The following is a 15,830-nucleotide window of genomic DNA, read 5'->3' on the forward strand; positions in this document are numbered from 1 at the left end:
ATCAAACAGGCCACGTAATACGTGGCCTGTTTATTTATAAATAAATTGTGCCTTTTAGATACCGCACTGCGTTACCGGTTAAGGTCACTGTATTTTCGCCTACTTCGCATTGTATAAAACCACCACGGCTTGAAGCCTGATACGCGTTTAATTTATTTTTACCTAATTGCTGCGCCCAGTAAGGGGCAAGGCCGGTATGAATAGAGCCCGTAACAAAGTCTTCTTCGCCACCACTTGCTGGCCAAAAATAACGAGACACAATATCGTACTCAGCAGAACTCGCTGTGGCGACCACATCTAGTGGATATAAGGTTTTTAACAAATCAGACTCAGTGGTTAAATCATGAATTTGTTGAGCATTTTCGTATATAGCAAAATATGCTTGGCGGTTTTTAAGCACCTTAATAGGTTGTATAGACAACCCTTTCAATAACGCATCGGGTATAGTTTGCACTTCATCTGGCGCTTGTTTAGGAAAGGTCATAGCAAAACTACCATCGCTATTTTTATTAACAATAAGCTCCCCTACAGCCGCGGCGTTAAAGCGCACTTGGCTAAGGTTGTGCTGCTCGCATAAAACATACGCAGCAGCGAGCGTAGCGTGGCCGCAAAAATCTATTTCCATTAATGGCGAAAACCACCGTATTGCAAAACTGCCACCTGCCTGAGGGCAAGTAAACGCAGTTTCAGAAACATTATTCTCAGCGCCAATATTAAGCATTAACTCATCACTAAGCCACGACTCAAGCGGGATCACAGCCGCGTAATTGCCTTTAAATAACTCGCTTGTAAATGCATCAATTTGATGGATAGTGAGTTGCATAGGTTGACCCCCTAAATTAGTTATAAACAAGCCGAAGGTAATACATCTTTAGGTACTGTCGTTTTATTTTCACCCACAGCTTGCATCCCTACAACAGGTTCATCAAAACCGCATAACCATGCAATAGGACTTGTGGGGCTATTAGTAACGACTGCGGGTCTAAAAGTTAAAACTGTATTTTGCAAAGGCTGCGAGGCTTTATTCCCCAAGCTAATGTTAATTGCACCGTTTTCTATGGAAATACCTGTCACTCGATTTCCTATTAAATATTTACTTTCAGGCACATTTGCTTGTTTATTATTTTTAGGAAACTCTCTGTTTTCAATGTAATACGTAGTTACGTCTTCTCTTATTACTGCGGCCATAGCAAGCGGATCAACAAGTTCAGCTTTTTGCATATATTTACTGTATTGAGGTAAGGCAACGGCCGCCAAAATACCAATAATAGAAATTACGACCATCAATTCAATTAGCGTAAATCCTTTTGACTTCATAACACTTCTCCTAGCATAAAAATTGGTTGATAAGCCGCTTTCACAAATAAGTAAATTGACACAACAATGACTAATCCATACAGAATAACCAGCTTATTTATAAAGCCTTTAGCCTGCAAATTAAATTGTTCAAGCTGCTGCTCAAGTAACACTTTAAACTCTTCATGAGTTTCGTAGCCTAACGAATCACACTTAGCCAAATGTTTAGTTTCGACTATTGCGGCGTTTTCATCCTCTTTGAAATTTACCGCAAAGTTAAGCGTTGTCATTAGGCGATCGTATTTCTTAATTAAACTGCGGGGAAGTAAAGCTTTTGATAAACCAGTAAAAGGCTGCGAGTCGGTTAAAGCGCATGCATTTTTAATTTTAAAAATTACTATAAAAATAATGCTTTGCAGTAAAAACAATAGAATAATTGGCACATACCAATAAGAAAAGTAATCACCTAAGGAGTGCGCGGAAGAAGCCATATGATTGCTATATATCTCTACAAATGTAGGAACAACAAAAGACTGATATAAAAGCGAAGAAAAAACATAAATAAAAAAAACAGCAGTTAAATAGCTAAAAATGCCTTTGTGCTCAAATTTATACCCGCTAACTAGCTGCGGTACACATTGATAATGCATGGCTTGTTTTTGCAAAATATCTGCATCTTGCAGTGCAAATTTTGTTGCAAGGCAATTGGCTAATTTACTGTCTGCGTATTTATTAGCATAAACGGCTAAATACGATTGTGCGGTTAGCTCTTCTTTTTGTGCGGCACTTAATGTTTTAGAACTATAGACACGGCAAATGTAGGCAAACTGATTCCAATTCATACTTTATCCTTTTATTTGATAAAGTAACTTGCCACATATTTAGTACAATATAAATAGAAGACGATTGTTTTTTAAGCCATTGCGGGGCGCATTTTATAATATTGCATACATGCAAATTGCACGGCATTTGTAAGTAGCAGCATAACAAACATTAAAATATGCGAGGTGCTGGGCATAGCACTGCTTAGCTCTACAAATAAGCCACAGGTACCTGCTACAAACTGCAAGCTAAAGTAGCGGGCGCTTAAATTGCTAATATTGCCACTGCGTAAGGTTTTATACGTTTGCGGCATAACCCGCACTGAGCTCATTACCAGCCCTACGTATGTAAGGGCGTTGAGCACCGATGATGTTTCTAAGCTTTTATTTAACAGCAATAAAAAAGGTAATAACGAAAAGCCAAGCATAGCCACAAGCTGTATACGTTCAGCTTTTGCGGCGTTATAGCGTGCAAAGTAATATAAAATTAAACCACTTAGCGCTCCAGTTACAAAAAATGGTAAAGCAATAAAGTAGCGTTCAAAATAAATATTGTAGGTAATAAAGTAGAGGCTTTGTGCTAAACCAAAGGTCATCATTAATAGTGATAACCCCGACACACTGCGATTCTTTCTAATTTTGCTCAATAGCGGTAAAAAGCTAAAAACTAAAATAAAAGCCGACAAAATAGGTAGATAGTGCGCCAAAACAACCTCGCTCGTTACTTAAATGTTAATATAAAACCCGCCTGAAACAATAAATAAACATATGTTTTTAAAAGGGTTTTAGAGTGAGCGCGCATTGTAATGATGAATACATTTTACTCAACAAATTAGCGTAAACCTATATTAGGCACTGGCAAGATAGCTGTACAAAAAGCGTTACTTTAAGTGAACACCAGAGCCTCTTTGCATTTAAAAGTTACCAACCTTACACCACAGCTTAAACACATTTTACTCTAGAGATCGGCTCGCTCTAAAACAATTATTGTGCATTCATCGCACAACTATGAAATAGAACTGATAATTGTTATCATACTCAGGTCCGTGGCAATTACACAAAAAATAAACTATGAGAAAAACACTTTTTAAAATTCACAGCTGGGTAGCCCTTATAGCGCTTATTCCGCTGCTTGTTATCAGTATAACTGGTAGCGTTTTGGTATTTAAAAGCGAGATTGACGGCTTACTAATGCCAGACAGTCACTTTGTTGTACAACAACAAGCCAACCGCTTACCTATTGATACACTTATAACAAAAACTCAAAAAACCTACCCTGAGTATGTCGTAGGTAGCTGGGAAATATTTAACGATGATACTGCTGATCGGGTTTATTTAATTAAACGCGGTACAGAGGACTGGTATAAATTTCATTTAGATCAATACACGGGCAATATTTTATCGGAGCCAGTAGGCACTAGCCATTACTTTACCGACTGGTTTTTAGACTTACATTACACCTTTTTACTTAACGATTTAAAAAGCTTACCAGGGCAAACTGGCACTGTTTTAGGGTTCTTTTTTGCGGTGTTTTTTTTAGTACTGGGTATTACAGGTCTTATTATTTATCGTAAGTTTTGGCAGCGGTTATTTAGTGTACGCTGGCGCGCCACACTGCAAATAGTGCTTAGCGACATTCATAAAATGACCGGCGTAATTGGCTCGCCAATTATTATAATTTTAGCCATCACCGGCGGCTACTTTAACGGCGCGGTGTGGTATCACGAAGTAATTGAACACGCAGAAGAAGAGCACTTTGTATTAACTAAAAATTTATACAATGAAGAGGTTTCTTTTCAGCACGTACTTGATGACAGCCAAAAGCAAATACCCAGCTTTAATGGTACGTTTTTAGTAATGCCGCTTGAGCCAAACGAAAACATAACGTTATTTGGTGAGGTTGATACCAGCAACCCGCTTGCCAGTGAATATGCCAATACCGTGACTTACAATAAGCTAACGGGCGAGCATATGGCTAACTGGGACATTCGCGAAGTGGGTGTAGGTTGGCAAGTAATTGATAGCTTTAGAAAACTACACTTTGGTTATTTTGCAGGGCTCATTAGTAAAATAATTTGGTGTGTTATTGGTTTAAGCCCTGTTTGGCTTGGCGGTACTGGCTTTTATTTATGGTTTACTCGCCGTAAGCGTAAAAAACAGTCTCAAAAAAACCGCTTAAGTAAACACCGCACTGTAAGTGCTTGATTAAAAAATCACCTCACTGTAATGTTAAAAATCACAGTGAGGTGATATATGAAATATTTAGTTTTTACACTTAGTTTATTGCTAACTGCTTGCAGTAGCACCCCGCCCGAAGCGCCAATTAAAAAAGTACAACTTACCCATATAATAAATCACTCGCTTTTCGAGCAGGTTAAAACACCTAGCGAGCACAGTATTTTTGAGCTGTCGGAGCCTGAAAAAAGCGCGTTTTTAACCTACGCACACTCGCGTTTAAACAATGTACGCGCTGATGAAATTATTTTTAATTACCTGCAAAACCAGCTCACCAACTTTAAGTATGATGGCGCCACCCTCACAGCCCAACAAGCGATTGAACGCTCAGAAGGTAACTGCATTAGTTTAGCCATACTTACGCAAAGCTATGCGCAGCTTTTAAATCTCGAAACCAGCTTTCAAGAAATGACGAGCGAACCTGTGTATGCCAAAGAAGGCAATGTAATTTATGTTGCTAACCACTTTAGAACGAAAATTTACGCCCCAAAAAAAGAAACAGATGAAGATATTATTGTAATAATTCGCGCAGGCACGTTAATTGATTACTTCCCCACCCGTGGCAGCTTTTATTCAGGCAGCGCTACGTATAACGATTTACTCTCTAATTTTTATAGCAACTTAGCGGCCACGGCACTAGCCGAAAACAACCTTAATAAGGCTTACTCTTTAATTATGCAAGCCAACCGCTTTACCCCAAACGATGCAGAGCTGTTTAATATAGCCGGCGTGCTGCACCGCCGTGCAGGCGATTTAAAAAGCGCTCACATGATTTACCAAACCGCGCTTGATAGAAACGATATAAGTATAAATTTAATTAATAACTATCGAATATTAGCAAAAGAGCTGGGAGATAAAACACTAGAAAAACGCCTAACAAGCCAGTTTGTTGATAAAGAAAAAGATCCCTACGAGCTACTCGTTATCGCTAAAAATAACTTACATCAGGGCAAGGTCACCCAAGCTAAAAAACAACTCGAACTTGCCATTGCAAAAGCCCCTTATATATCGGAGCTCTATTTAGAGCTGGCTAAAATTCGCTACCAACAAGGTAACACAGCGCAAACACAAAGCTTGCTTGAAAAAGCCATCCAGTATGAGCGCAATAAAGAAAGGCTAAATGTATATCAAGCTAAGCTTGCGTCGCTAAACAAGCACAATTAATCATCTTTATTTTAAATTAGTTTAAACGCGGCTTTTGCTAATGCACTTATTACACAAGTGCATTAGCGTGTTATAGCAATTTACTTAAAGCGAGTAGTAAAAGCTCAACCAGCCGCGCATTTCATCCTCAAAGCTATCGCCTTCTACGCGCGATAATCCCATATTAAAGGTTAAATCGTTCACACCGACTGGGCCTAACCCAAAGCTAAAATTGCCTTGATATTTTAAACCATAACTTTGTGCGTATACCGCATCATCTACCTGATGCTGTTTGTAATAAAGCCAGGGCATGCCTTCTTTAAAACTAAAACCACCGCCATAACCCATGTAGCGCTCAGCAGTTGTGCTATAAAATGGCAGCTCTGATGAAAGCACAAACTCACTATTTTGGTGTTCGCTAATTAGGTTTGAGTTAAATCCGCCTAGCGCTAAGCTGCTATCATCGCGCTGCTTTTGAGTAAAATTAATATAAAGCGGCACATCAAACGCTTTACCAAATACTTTGGCCGCTAAATCATAGCCATCCCAATTATTGTTTTTACTGCTGCCATCGTAATACTGGGCATTAACACTTTGCCCTATAGCAAATGCTTGGCGGTCGTACTGCCAGCTTTGTGTAATGCCTATACGTGCCCATTTATTATAGTCTTGCTTATAATCGGTATAGTTATAAGCCAGCTCTGGCGTTATGCTAAACGCCGCGTATTTAATCGGGTAACTTAAGGCTGCAAAACCACCTCGCGCAGATACATCTGCATTTTCGCTCGCTTGGTATTGTTTTGCGGTATTTAAATCATAATCAAATACACTCAATTTAAGCTTAACTGGCAGTGCATTGTATTTTGCCTGGGCGTACCCACCGTGCAAAGCATCATCATTTAAATCAACACTATAGCCCGCTTGAAGGTCTAACTGTTTAAGTAAGTCACTACTTTTAATATTTATATTTAAAGCGCTTGAAGCGGCCGAGTAATGCTGTGCGCCTAGCGCTAAACTCGCATGCTGATCAAGCACATCGTAGCTGCTTTGTTTACCTACATTTTCGCTATATATTTTTGCTTTAGGCAAAGTGTACTGATCAACCAAAAGCAGTGGCGCGCTATTATCAAGTGCTAAATCAGTGACTATTTCACCCTCTAGCGTACTCGGTAGTCGCTTTACATTAGGCCCATCAGCAGTAATAGATAAATAAAGTAATGCTCCTTCGTTTGTTTCTAGCGGGTGGGCAACGGCTTCTTGGCCCTGGGTAAATTTAGTTAATGTGCTACTTGCAATATGGTAGCTATAAATATCAGTTGAGCCTTTTAAGCCGGCTACAAAGTAAATTTTTTCTCCGTTTTTACTAAAGCTGGGTTGGCTTAGGTATTGGTACCCGTTTGGCATAGGCACGGCTTGGCGAGTATTATTGGAAACATCTTGTATATACAATTGCCAATTCTCATTTAAATTGGCTGATACATAAGCTAATTGGGTTTCATCAGGGCTAAAAGTTGGGTAGTCGTAAGCTGTTTTTAAGCTTTTAGTAAATAAAGGGGTAATGGTTTGCGTTGCTAAGTCTACTTTTACTAATTCTGAGTAGCCACCACGTACTTGCTCGGCGTAAAGGGTTTCTCCATTGTTTGTAACACTAAAGCGGCGTAAGCCAGCAAGTTTAGTTAACTGCTCAACTTTTCCGGTTTCGGTGTTATAACTAAAAATATCAGACACTTTGTTATAAATACCCGTCTCTTCACGTGTATAAGCATTAAAGTAAAGTGTACTGTTATTTACCCATTGTGGATTAGCAATTCCCGCTCTGTTTATTTGATTTAATACGTGCTTTTTCTCACGTTTAAATACACTCGGGGCGTTATCGGGTATATCCAATGCATCGTTTTCTAATAGCGCTTTTTGTGCTTTTGTAAATTCATCTTCAGCTTTAGTATTATCCTGCGTGCTATAAATAATAAGCTTGGTTTTTTTATCTTTATCGCGCTCAACAATCGCAAGTTTACTGCCATCTTTTGAAAGCGCAGGGTTGCTTGCATATAAGTTAAGCTTTAACCACAGCTCGCTGTTAAGCGCAGGCTCTGACTGCTCTTTTGCCATCGCTTTATAAGTATATTGTGCAATAAAGCGGCCATATAAATTAGCCGCACTTTGGCCAAATATCCCAGTAAAGGCCTCGTTAAAATCACGCTTTTTAACTGCCTGCATACGTGTCCAAACAGCATCGAGCATTTGCGCTGAATAAGTTTGCTCTAGCCAATTTAAAAACCGGCTGCCCATTAAATACGCCATAGAGCCAGCCATAAAACCGCCCTCTGTATCGCTTAGCTGGCTATAGCTAGGCAATGCCCCCTGCTGGGCAAACTCAATGAGCATTGACTCAGTGTAGTTATCAAATAGTCGCCCTCGGCCCGTCATTTTTGACTCAAGTAAGGTTGCATAACCTTCGGCTACCCAGCGCGGCATATCACTGTAAGTTAAGTCGTAAATATCCCACACACCCCGTATTTTTTGCTGCCACGTGTTGCGTGTGGGCTGCGCTAAATGCACTAAGTGAATATATTCGTGCAATATCAGTAATTGCTGCCAGCCACTAATGTTAGAAACCACCGTGTCTGATTGTGGGGGCGTGGTAAAAAGGGCCATTAAAGGATTATTAGAAGTAGGTAAAGCAAAGCCGTTGGGCGCATTTAGGGGATCAAACACCACCACATCAACTACTTTATCGAGCGCTCGGTTTTGCTGCTCAAGCACTTTGGTGCGCACTATTTCAAGTTCGACCGCTGTCGATTTAGCATAATCGGCGTTTTCGGTGCTGTAATGCACATTAAAGTGCTCGGTATGAATAGTTTGCCAATCAGCAGCTAAGGTAGGTGTGGCTAATAACAAAGAGGCAGCGATGAGTGATTTTTTCATAATAATCCTTTAAATGATTGATACCACTTAGAGTATTATTAAACCAACTAATGTTGCAGTAAAAAAATGTAACAAAGCTTATGAAAGTGTATAATTTATAAGCTTTTAAATTTAGCAATGCCTTGTTTTACATGAAAAATCAATAACGCCGTTAACGCTTTATTTGGCAACCTAAAAAGGCTAAATATGTAAGTCGATTGGTATAACTACATCCAGTTGCGCTGCGTTGACTCCGCCTGATAAAGAGTAAAATCAATTATGTAATCAGCATCTTGCTGCTTTATATAGGGCATAAAGGCAAACCCTGATGCAAGTTGTATATACAGGCTTTTAAGCCCTGCGCGGCGCATAAAGTAGGTACTAATACTGCGTGCACTTTGTGCTTTATACAGTTCAAACACACGGTAATGCACCCCTATCATACCTTTACGTACCACCATGTAAAAACGGCCGTTGTCTTCATGCAAATAATAGCCATAACGCTGATAAGCAAGCGTTACTAATCCCGCTAAAATAAGTAATACTCCCAAGCTAAGCCAGGCATTAAAGTCGCCTAAATAACAACCTAACAGCACAATAGCGCTTGGAATTAAGGCATAAAAGCTCAAGTTTTTATAAAGTAAGGCACGTTCTGCGCCGTTAAACTGCAATTTTTTGCTATTAAACCACGGGTAAATCCATTGGCAAACGCTATCTACTTGCTCGCTATTTAAAACGGGTAACACTAAGGTTTGTTTATTTTTTTTAGCAGCCACGCCCGCCGCTATACCCCCGCTACTAGCTTGTAAGCACTCAACGGTAAAACGCTTTAGTAACCGCCCCATTAGGTTTTGTTTTATAACTATAGATTGCACTTTATCCATGCTCATAGACAACTGATGGCGCTCTAATAAGCCGGCAATACGTTTAAATTTTTGGCCTTTAAAGTAAAGCTCAAAGTTATAAAAACGAATAAGCGACATACCTACCGACAACATCACAGCCGTTAAAACAAGCAAAGCAATAAGCGTTATCATGGCAAAGGTTGCAGCACTTGCTAGTAAACCAAGCTCTTGCTGATAAAACCCCTCTACCTTAGCAATAATTTGCTGCTCTAAAAAATCTACCAACACATTTATAAAAGGCGCAATAGCGGCCATTGCTAATATAGCCATATTAGACATTAAGCCAAATTTAGCGATTTCTTTATTACTGATACGTAAGCTATTTTCTGCTTCAAAATGCTCGCTTGAGGGTGTTTTCTCGTCGGGTTGCTGCTGCGCCTTAAAGGCAAAAATTTGTTTACGCATTTGCTGTGCATAGGCTTTGGTAACACCTGGCAATACCGCCTCTTGGGTTACGCTGCCTGCGGCATCAAAAATACAATTAACCAAATTAACGGGCGTAAAATAAAAGGGCTCAGCAATATTTACGTTTTGCACACGCGAAAATTTTAACGTTAGGCGCTCTTTTTTAAACACCCCTTTGTTAAGCAAAATTTCGTGATCGTCGCTAATACAAAACTTAAAATTTATGTAATATAAAATTGAATATATTAGCAGTGTCACTATCGCAATAGCACCTACAACTTGCGCCCAAAATAGCTTGTTTTCTACTTGTGTTACAAACACCACAAGCATGGGCAGCAGGTTTAAAAGCCCGTCTTTTACAAAGCGCACGCTAAAATACACCACAAAATACAATACCGCCCAAGGCGATACTTTTTGCCAATGTAGTGAGCTACTTTGCTCCTCGCTAATGGTATTACTCATTTGCTAATTCAACCTGCGCGGGTGTGCCGTCTTGGCGATAATTTTGTACAAATTGGCGTATGTTTTTGCACTCCTCGTGGGTTAAGCCACTTATTTGTAAATCAGCACTGACCCCGCCGGCACTAAATAACTTTAAACTGGCTAACTTTAGTTTTCGCTCAATGGGGCCTTGGTGAATTTCCATATGCTGTACGCGCGCGAGGGGCAAAATAGTAATTTGCTGCCAAATAACCCCTTTCTTAAACGCAATATCGTGATTGCGCAGCGCAAAGCCCTGCAGCTTAATACTCAGGGCGTTATAAAGCATTGAAAGCAATATTAAAATAGGCACGCCTATCAGCAAGTAGGTTTGTGCTTTGTTAGCAAACGCTTCGTTAAAGTAACAAACAGCAAACAGTACCGCGCAAAAAGGAATGTAAAACGCCAGCCAATTAAGTTGCACGTGTAGTAACGCTTTATCGGCCAAGGGGTTGAGCTGTATTTCGCTATGCTTAGGTAAATCCATTACTTGCTGATTATCAAACACGATTTTAAGTACCTTTCCTATTTACTGACTGTTAGCCCAGCTGATTGTAGTAACTAACGTATGGCTTTGTTTAGGCTCAAGTGTCACGTTATCTTCTAACACATTGGCGGCTTCTAAACACACCATGCTCAGGTATTCATCGTCAGCAAAATTAGATAAACGCTTAGATTTTTCTATCCATGGGTTCCACAACACACACGAGCTTGAGTTCTCGCGGCTTACATTAATAATCCCATCTGGGGTGTGAATGTGTTGCTGCTTAGCGGCCTGGGTATAAACCATATCGGTTTCGCGGGTAAACTCCACTGGGGCATTTTGCGCAAACGGCCCTTCGCCAAACTCAATATATTGCGCGCCTTGTAAACCTTCTACATGGGTGTGTTTTATATCTGAGGTAGGAAAATAGCTGTGCAAAGCCTGCGTATAGCTAAAAGGGCTATTGCTTAAATTAGTGGTTGTTAAACGCACCTGTAATTGCTCGCTCAATACAAACTCAACCTTTAACGCCGATTGGTGCGGCCAATACGTTGGGTTAACTAATTTCATGGGTAAGTTTAAGCTAATTGTAATGTGCTCATCATCTTCATGCACAGCATCAGCTTGCCATAAACTGGTACGTGCAAAGCCGTGTGCTGGCCAATCTTGGTTTTCATGATTACCAAACCAAGGCCAACAAATAGGAATACCACCGCGAATGCTCACCCCTTCTTGAAACGACTCGTTTTTAGAGATCCAAATAAGTGGCTTGTTATTTTTTGGAATAAACTCGGTAATTTGTCCGCCTTGCAAAAATATTTTTGCATCACACTTTGAGCTCGCAACTTTTATAAACTCTAGGCCGGTTTCGCTTTGTTCAATGCTAACTGATGGCGATAATTTCATGTTTTTCCCTACAATGCTGATATTAAAGATTTTTAACATGTGCATATAAACAATAATGCATGTGCAAAGTATACGCTATACTCACTAAACATTGCGTGCATAATCTGTTCATTGGCGATTAATACATACACAGCTAACTTACAAACAATTACCAATTAATAACAGCTGTTATAAATAACACTAATGCGTATAAATAATGGCCATGCTTTAAGGCAGTAAAACCGCGGGTAAGCTTAGGCAAACGCATTTTAAATTTATTAAGGTATTAATGCAGGTGGGTATAATACTAAAGTCTAAACCATAAGACTTGCCAATTATTCACAACATACGTAGTGTGCGCACCACAATGCAAACAATATGCTAATAACATTTAATAAGTTTTAAACAAAATTATACTATTTTAGTTTCTGCTCAAACTAATAAAAACCAATAAACATGGGCTCAAGCTTAATTTATTATTTGAATTCAATTTATTTGATGTGTAACATTTCGCGATTACGGCACACCTTTGGCCCATCGACGAGATAAGCAAATGCAAAAATATGACGAATTATTAGTTTCTTTACGTAAAGTAATCCGCGCGATTGACTTACATTCTAAGCAGCTAAATAAAACATCAGGTTTAACAGGCCCACAATTGCTTATAATGCAAGAAGTAGCGCACACCGATGGAATAACAGCAAGCCGTATCGCTCAGAATGTTAACTTAAGCCCGGCTACTGTAACTAATATTCTTGATAGAATAGAAAGCAGAAACCTTGTAACACGCGTTCGTAGTCAAATGGATAAACGCCGAGTGAGCTTATACCTCACCGAGCAAGGGAAAGAGTTACTAGAAAAAGCACCTCAGCCACTGCAAGAACACTTTATTGAAAAGTTTTCTGCACTTGCAGAGTGGGAGCAAAGTTTATTGCTTTCATCTATGCAACGCGTTGCAGCAATGATGGATGCTGATAAGTTAGACGCATCACCTCTGTTAGAGGTAGGCGCGTTAACTCAAACACCAAATAAATAAAAAAATAAAAAATAAATTTAAATTAGTTCTTACATCATTCGTAAGGGGCTTTTGGGCACCTTGAATTTTTTTATTTTTTAATCAAAACCTGAGCATCAACAATGACTAAACTCTCAAAATTAACGCTAGCACTAATGCTTGGCGGTGCAGCAAGCACAGCTAATGCAGCCGATCTCGACACACTGCAAAGCCAATTAAAGCAGCTTAAGCAACAAATGCAGTTGCTTGAACAGCAGCTTGCTGATGAAAAATCAAAGCAAAGCCAAATCAACAAGCAACACGAACAACAAGTTGCCGAGATCAGTAAAAAGGCCGACAACAAAGAAGTTGTTGTTGCCGCAGCTGCGCCTGAACAAGAAGATGAAGGCATTAAAATTGGCGGTGCCGTACGTTTTAACTACAGCACAAACACCTACGATGAAGACACGCAAGACCGTGGCGGCGATTTAGACTTTGAAGTATTTCGCCTTAACTTATCGGGTGAAATTAGCGATATTTCTGTAAATGGTGATTTTCGTTTTTACGATTACATGACCATTGTTAAGTATGCATACTTAGGTTACGAATTTACAGATGGCTGGGAAGCGCAAGCCGGTATTGCACCTGTACCGTTTGGTAACGGCCCATACAACTCACACAGCTACTTTTTTAGCACCAACTACTACGTTGGCCTAGAAGATGACTTTGATTTAGGTGTAACAGTAAACCGTAAACTTAAAGACAACTGGAAACTAGACCTCGGCTTTTTCAAAAATGATGAAGTAGGCGGCGTTGATGGCAGCTCAGAAGTTAACGAACGTTACTCTTACGATATTGTTGGTAGCCGTGCAACAACCGAAGGCACCTACGACGTACCAGGTTCGCGCCTTGGTGAGTACAACACCTTTGCTGGTCGTACAGTTTATCAAATTGAGCACAGTGAAAACGCTAAAACCGATATTGGCGTATCACTACTAAGCGGTGGTTTGCACGACGGTAACGACCGTGCGGGTAACTACGGTGCGTGGGCGTTTCATGTAAACAGCCAAATTAATAACTGGAATATTCAATTTCAGCACGGCGAGTACGACTACGACCTAGACGACAACAGCAACCGCTTTGTAGTTGGCGCGTTTGATTACTACGATACCGTATCAAGCGAAGCAACCATGACCAACTTTAACGTAGCTTACGACCTATCGCTTGATTGGGGCCCAGTAACAGGCGTTCAATTTTACAACGATTACGGCATTATTTACGACAAGTCTGACGACAGCCCAGATACGTGGATGAACGTAACAGGCATGAGCGTATCGGCCGGTGCATTATTTACTTACTTTGACTTTATTCAAGCACGTAACCAGCCATTTATTGGTGGCTCTGTTGCAGGTGATGGCGACACAGAACGTCGCTTTAACATCAACGTAGGTTACTACTTCTAAATAAGTAACACATATTTAGTATTTTAAAAGGGCAAACTTAGTTTGCCCTTTTTTGCGTTTATAGGGTTCGATTTTATAACTATTTGGCCTACAATCCTAACTAACAGCCATTACTTAAAAGAGCCTAAGTGAATATAAAAGCAGTATTTATTTGTTATAAAAACTTATGGCTTAAAGCACTCGGATTATTGTTAGTGGCTCTTGGTATTATTGGTATTGTGCTGCCGGTTATGCCCACCACCATTTTTTTTATTCTTGCGCTTACCTGCTTTACTCGCTCATCACCAGCGCTTGAACACTGGCTACTTAACCACCCTCGCTACGGCGTTACCTTACAGCAATGGCAAGCGCATAAAGTGGTGCCTGTAAAAGCAAAATGCTACGCCGCGATTGGTATGCTAATTGGTTTTGTATTTTTGCTTTACTCAAACGCCCCTGTTTGGGTTATTTACCTTGTTGGCGTAATTGAAATAGCCGTTATGATTTACCTAATTTTAAGGCCCTCGCACCCACCTAGCGCTAAATAACCCCCTTTTTTGCAGGCACACACCGTTTAGCCAAAAATTTAATGTAAAGTTAAGTAAGTAAATTTGTAATAGTGAATGCAAATGATTATCATGTTCTAAATTTAATTTAATTACTGTTTCTATGGCGTTTATTAATAAGCGGGCTTTGTACAGCACAAGCCGTGCGCTCCATATTTATATTTCTACAGCTTTGTTTTTTTTGCTTATTTTATTTTGCGTTAGCGGCATTGTACTTAACCATGTTGATTGGCTTAAAAACGACAAAAGCAACGGCCAAGTAAGTACCGCTATTCCTCAAGCGTTAATGGCTAAAGCGAATACTCAACTAGATACATTACCCACCCTCTACCCAGACATAGAAGCGTTTTTTGCCGAGCAATACGCGCTCACTAAAGTTAAAAGCATTGAGTGGGAAAAAGAAGACGCGCTGGTTATGCTCGACTACCCACTACCGGCAGGTTTTGCTTACGCAGAGCTTGATTTTACAACCGGTGAGCTAAACCTAGATTACCAAACCGGTGGCTTTTTAAGCCTGATTGGCGATTTACACAAAGGCCGCCACAGTGGCGCTGTGTGGAGCTGGGTTATTGATATTTCAGCGGTATTGATGATTATTTTTTCAATCACCGGGATGATTATTTTATTTCAAAACAGAAAAAAACGCTTAGCAGGAATATGGATAACCGTTTTAGGCATAGCAACGCCTTTGGTTATTTATTTATGTTGGGTGCCACAAATTAAAGGAGTGTCTTAATGTTAAAAGTAAGTACGGTACTAAGTGCAGCACTATTAATGGTTGCCGCATTATTTCAAACAACTGCGCAGGCACAAACGCCACAGCTAGAGATTGAATTAACCCTACCCGATCTTGATGTACAACCTTACCACCGCCCATACGTAGCTGTTTGGCTAGAAACGCCAAAGCGTAAACACGTAACTACGCTTGCGCTATGGGTTCAAAAAGCAGAATGGTTTAAAGATTTGCGCCAATGGTGGCGTAAAGCAGGTAAAACCGACATTAACTTTGACGGCATAAGCGGCGCCACTAAGCGCGCAGGTACTTACACCATTGACTGGCAAGGTAAAGATTTAGACGGCAATGCCGTAAAGCCTGGCAAATACCTTTTAAACATTGAGGTTGTGCGCGAAGAAGGCGGCCGTGATTACAGCCGCGTAGAGCTTGATTTATCGCAAGCTGGCAAAGTGACCATTGAAGGTAAAAAAGAATTTTCGACAAGTTTTGTAACCGTAAGCACTAAGTAGCTGCTACTTAATCATTTGAATTTAA

The 15,830-nt window shown here is 40.1% G+C and carries 15 protein-coding genes; 7 read left to right on the plus strand and 8 right to left on the minus strand.

Features of this window, described 5'->3' with window-relative positions; translation table 11 throughout:
• Positions 1 to 34: 34 nt before the first annotated feature.
• The 4 genes from PSI06_RS10950 to PSI06_RS10965 form a co-directional block, all read right to left on the minus strand.
• On the minus strand, positions 35 to 823 hold the full coding sequence (locus PSI06_RS10950) for a PhzF family phenazine biosynthesis protein (protein WP_004586001.1): 789 nt from the start codon (positions 821 to 823) through the stop codon (positions 35 to 37).
• A gap of 20 nt (positions 824 to 843) precedes the next feature.
• Positions 844 to 1,317, minus strand: a complete 474-nt coding sequence (locus tag PSI06_RS10955) for a pilin (RefSeq protein WP_004586002.1) — start codon at positions 1,315 to 1,317, stop codon at positions 844 to 846.
• Positions 1,314 to 2,138, minus strand: a complete 825-nt coding sequence (locus tag PSI06_RS10960) for a hypothetical protein (RefSeq protein ID WP_004586003.1) — start codon at positions 2,136 to 2,138, stop codon at positions 1,314 to 1,316. The genes PSI06_RS10955 and PSI06_RS10960 overlap by 4 nt, the downstream gene beginning before the upstream one ends.
• 71 nt (positions 2,139 to 2,209) lie before the next feature.
• On the minus strand, positions 2,210 to 2,824 hold the full coding sequence (locus PSI06_RS10965; RefSeq protein WP_029773076.1) for a PQ-loop domain-containing transporter: 615 nt from the start codon (positions 2,822 to 2,824) through the stop codon (positions 2,210 to 2,212).
• Between the two features lie 364 nt (positions 2,825 to 3,188).
• Between PSI06_RS10965 and PSI06_RS10970 the strand changes: the two genes are divergently transcribed.
• Positions 3,189 to 4,322, plus strand: a complete 1,134-nt coding sequence (locus tag PSI06_RS10970) for a PepSY-associated TM helix domain-containing protein (protein WP_004586005.1) — start codon at positions 3,189 to 3,191, stop codon at positions 4,320 to 4,322.
• 48 nt (positions 4,323 to 4,370) lie between these two features.
• Entirely contained in the window at positions 4,371 to 5,516 is a 1,146-nt protein-coding gene (locus tag PSI06_RS10975; protein ID WP_273605020.1) for a tetratricopeptide repeat protein, read from the plus strand.
• An 84-nt stretch (positions 5,517 to 5,600) separates the two neighbouring features.
• On the opposite strand, the gene PSI06_RS10980 is transcribed toward PSI06_RS10975, so the two are convergent.
• The 4 genes from PSI06_RS10980 to PSI06_RS10995 all read right to left on the minus strand — a co-directional run bounded on the left by PSI06_RS10980 (position 5,601) and on the right by PSI06_RS10995 (position 11,579).
• Positions 5,601 to 8,420, minus strand: a complete 2,820-nt coding sequence (locus PSI06_RS10980; RefSeq protein WP_273605021.1) for a TolB family protein — start codon at positions 8,418 to 8,420, stop codon at positions 5,601 to 5,603.
• Positions 8,421 to 8,626: 206 nt separating this feature from the next.
• Entirely contained in the window at positions 8,627 to 10,171 is a 1,545-nt protein-coding gene (locus tag PSI06_RS10985; protein ID WP_004586008.1) for a PH domain-containing protein, read from the minus strand.
• Positions 10,164 to 10,697, minus strand: coding sequence for a PH domain-containing protein (locus PSI06_RS10990; protein WP_273603749.1), 534 nt, complete (start codon positions 10,695 to 10,697; stop codon positions 10,164 to 10,166). The genes PSI06_RS10985 and PSI06_RS10990 overlap by 8 nt, the downstream gene beginning before the upstream one ends.
• A gap of 21 nt (positions 10,698 to 10,718) precedes the next feature.
• Positions 10,719 to 11,579: a D-hexose-6-phosphate mutarotase gene (locus PSI06_RS10995; RefSeq protein WP_273603750.1), complete on the minus strand. Its 861-nt coding sequence runs from the start codon at positions 11,577 to 11,579 to the stop codon at positions 10,719 to 10,721.
• A 532-nt stretch (positions 11,580 to 12,111) separates the two neighbouring features.
• On the opposite strand from PSI06_RS10995, the gene PSI06_RS11000 reads away from it, so the two are divergent.
• The 5 genes from PSI06_RS11000 (at position 12,112) to PSI06_RS11020 (ending at position 15,805) form a co-directional block, all read left to right on the plus strand.
• A complete protein-coding gene (locus PSI06_RS11000) occupies positions 12,112 to 12,594 on the plus strand; it encodes a MarR family winged helix-turn-helix transcriptional regulator (protein ID WP_004586011.1) in 483 nt (160 codons plus the stop codon).
• Positions 12,595 to 12,695: 101 nt separating this feature from the next.
• Positions 12,696 to 14,015, plus strand: a complete 1,320-nt coding sequence (locus PSI06_RS11005; protein ID WP_273603751.1) for a carbohydrate porin — start codon at positions 12,696 to 12,698, stop codon at positions 14,013 to 14,015.
• A gap of 128 nt (positions 14,016 to 14,143) precedes the next feature.
• Positions 14,144 to 14,542, plus strand: a complete 399-nt coding sequence (locus PSI06_RS11010) for a YbaN family protein (RefSeq protein ID WP_024033997.1) — start codon at positions 14,144 to 14,146, stop codon at positions 14,540 to 14,542.
• 121 nt (positions 14,543 to 14,663) lie between these two features.
• A complete protein-coding gene (locus tag PSI06_RS11015; RefSeq protein WP_004586014.1) occupies positions 14,664 to 15,296 on the plus strand; it encodes a PepSY-associated TM helix domain-containing protein in 633 nt (210 codons plus the stop codon).
• Positions 15,296 to 15,805, plus strand: a complete 510-nt coding sequence (locus PSI06_RS11020; protein ID WP_004586015.1) for a DUF2271 domain-containing protein — start codon at positions 15,296 to 15,298, stop codon at positions 15,803 to 15,805. The genes PSI06_RS11015 and PSI06_RS11020 overlap by 1 nt, the downstream gene beginning before the upstream one ends.
• The last annotated feature ends 25 nt before the right edge of the window (positions 15,806 to 15,830 follow it).

Origin of the sequence: Pseudoalteromonas sp. GABNS16E, from assembly GCF_028598715.1 — a bacterium.
In the GTDB taxonomy this organism is placed as follows: domain Bacteria; phylum Pseudomonadota; class Gammaproteobacteria; order Enterobacterales; family Alteromonadaceae; genus Pseudoalteromonas; species Pseudoalteromonas atlantica.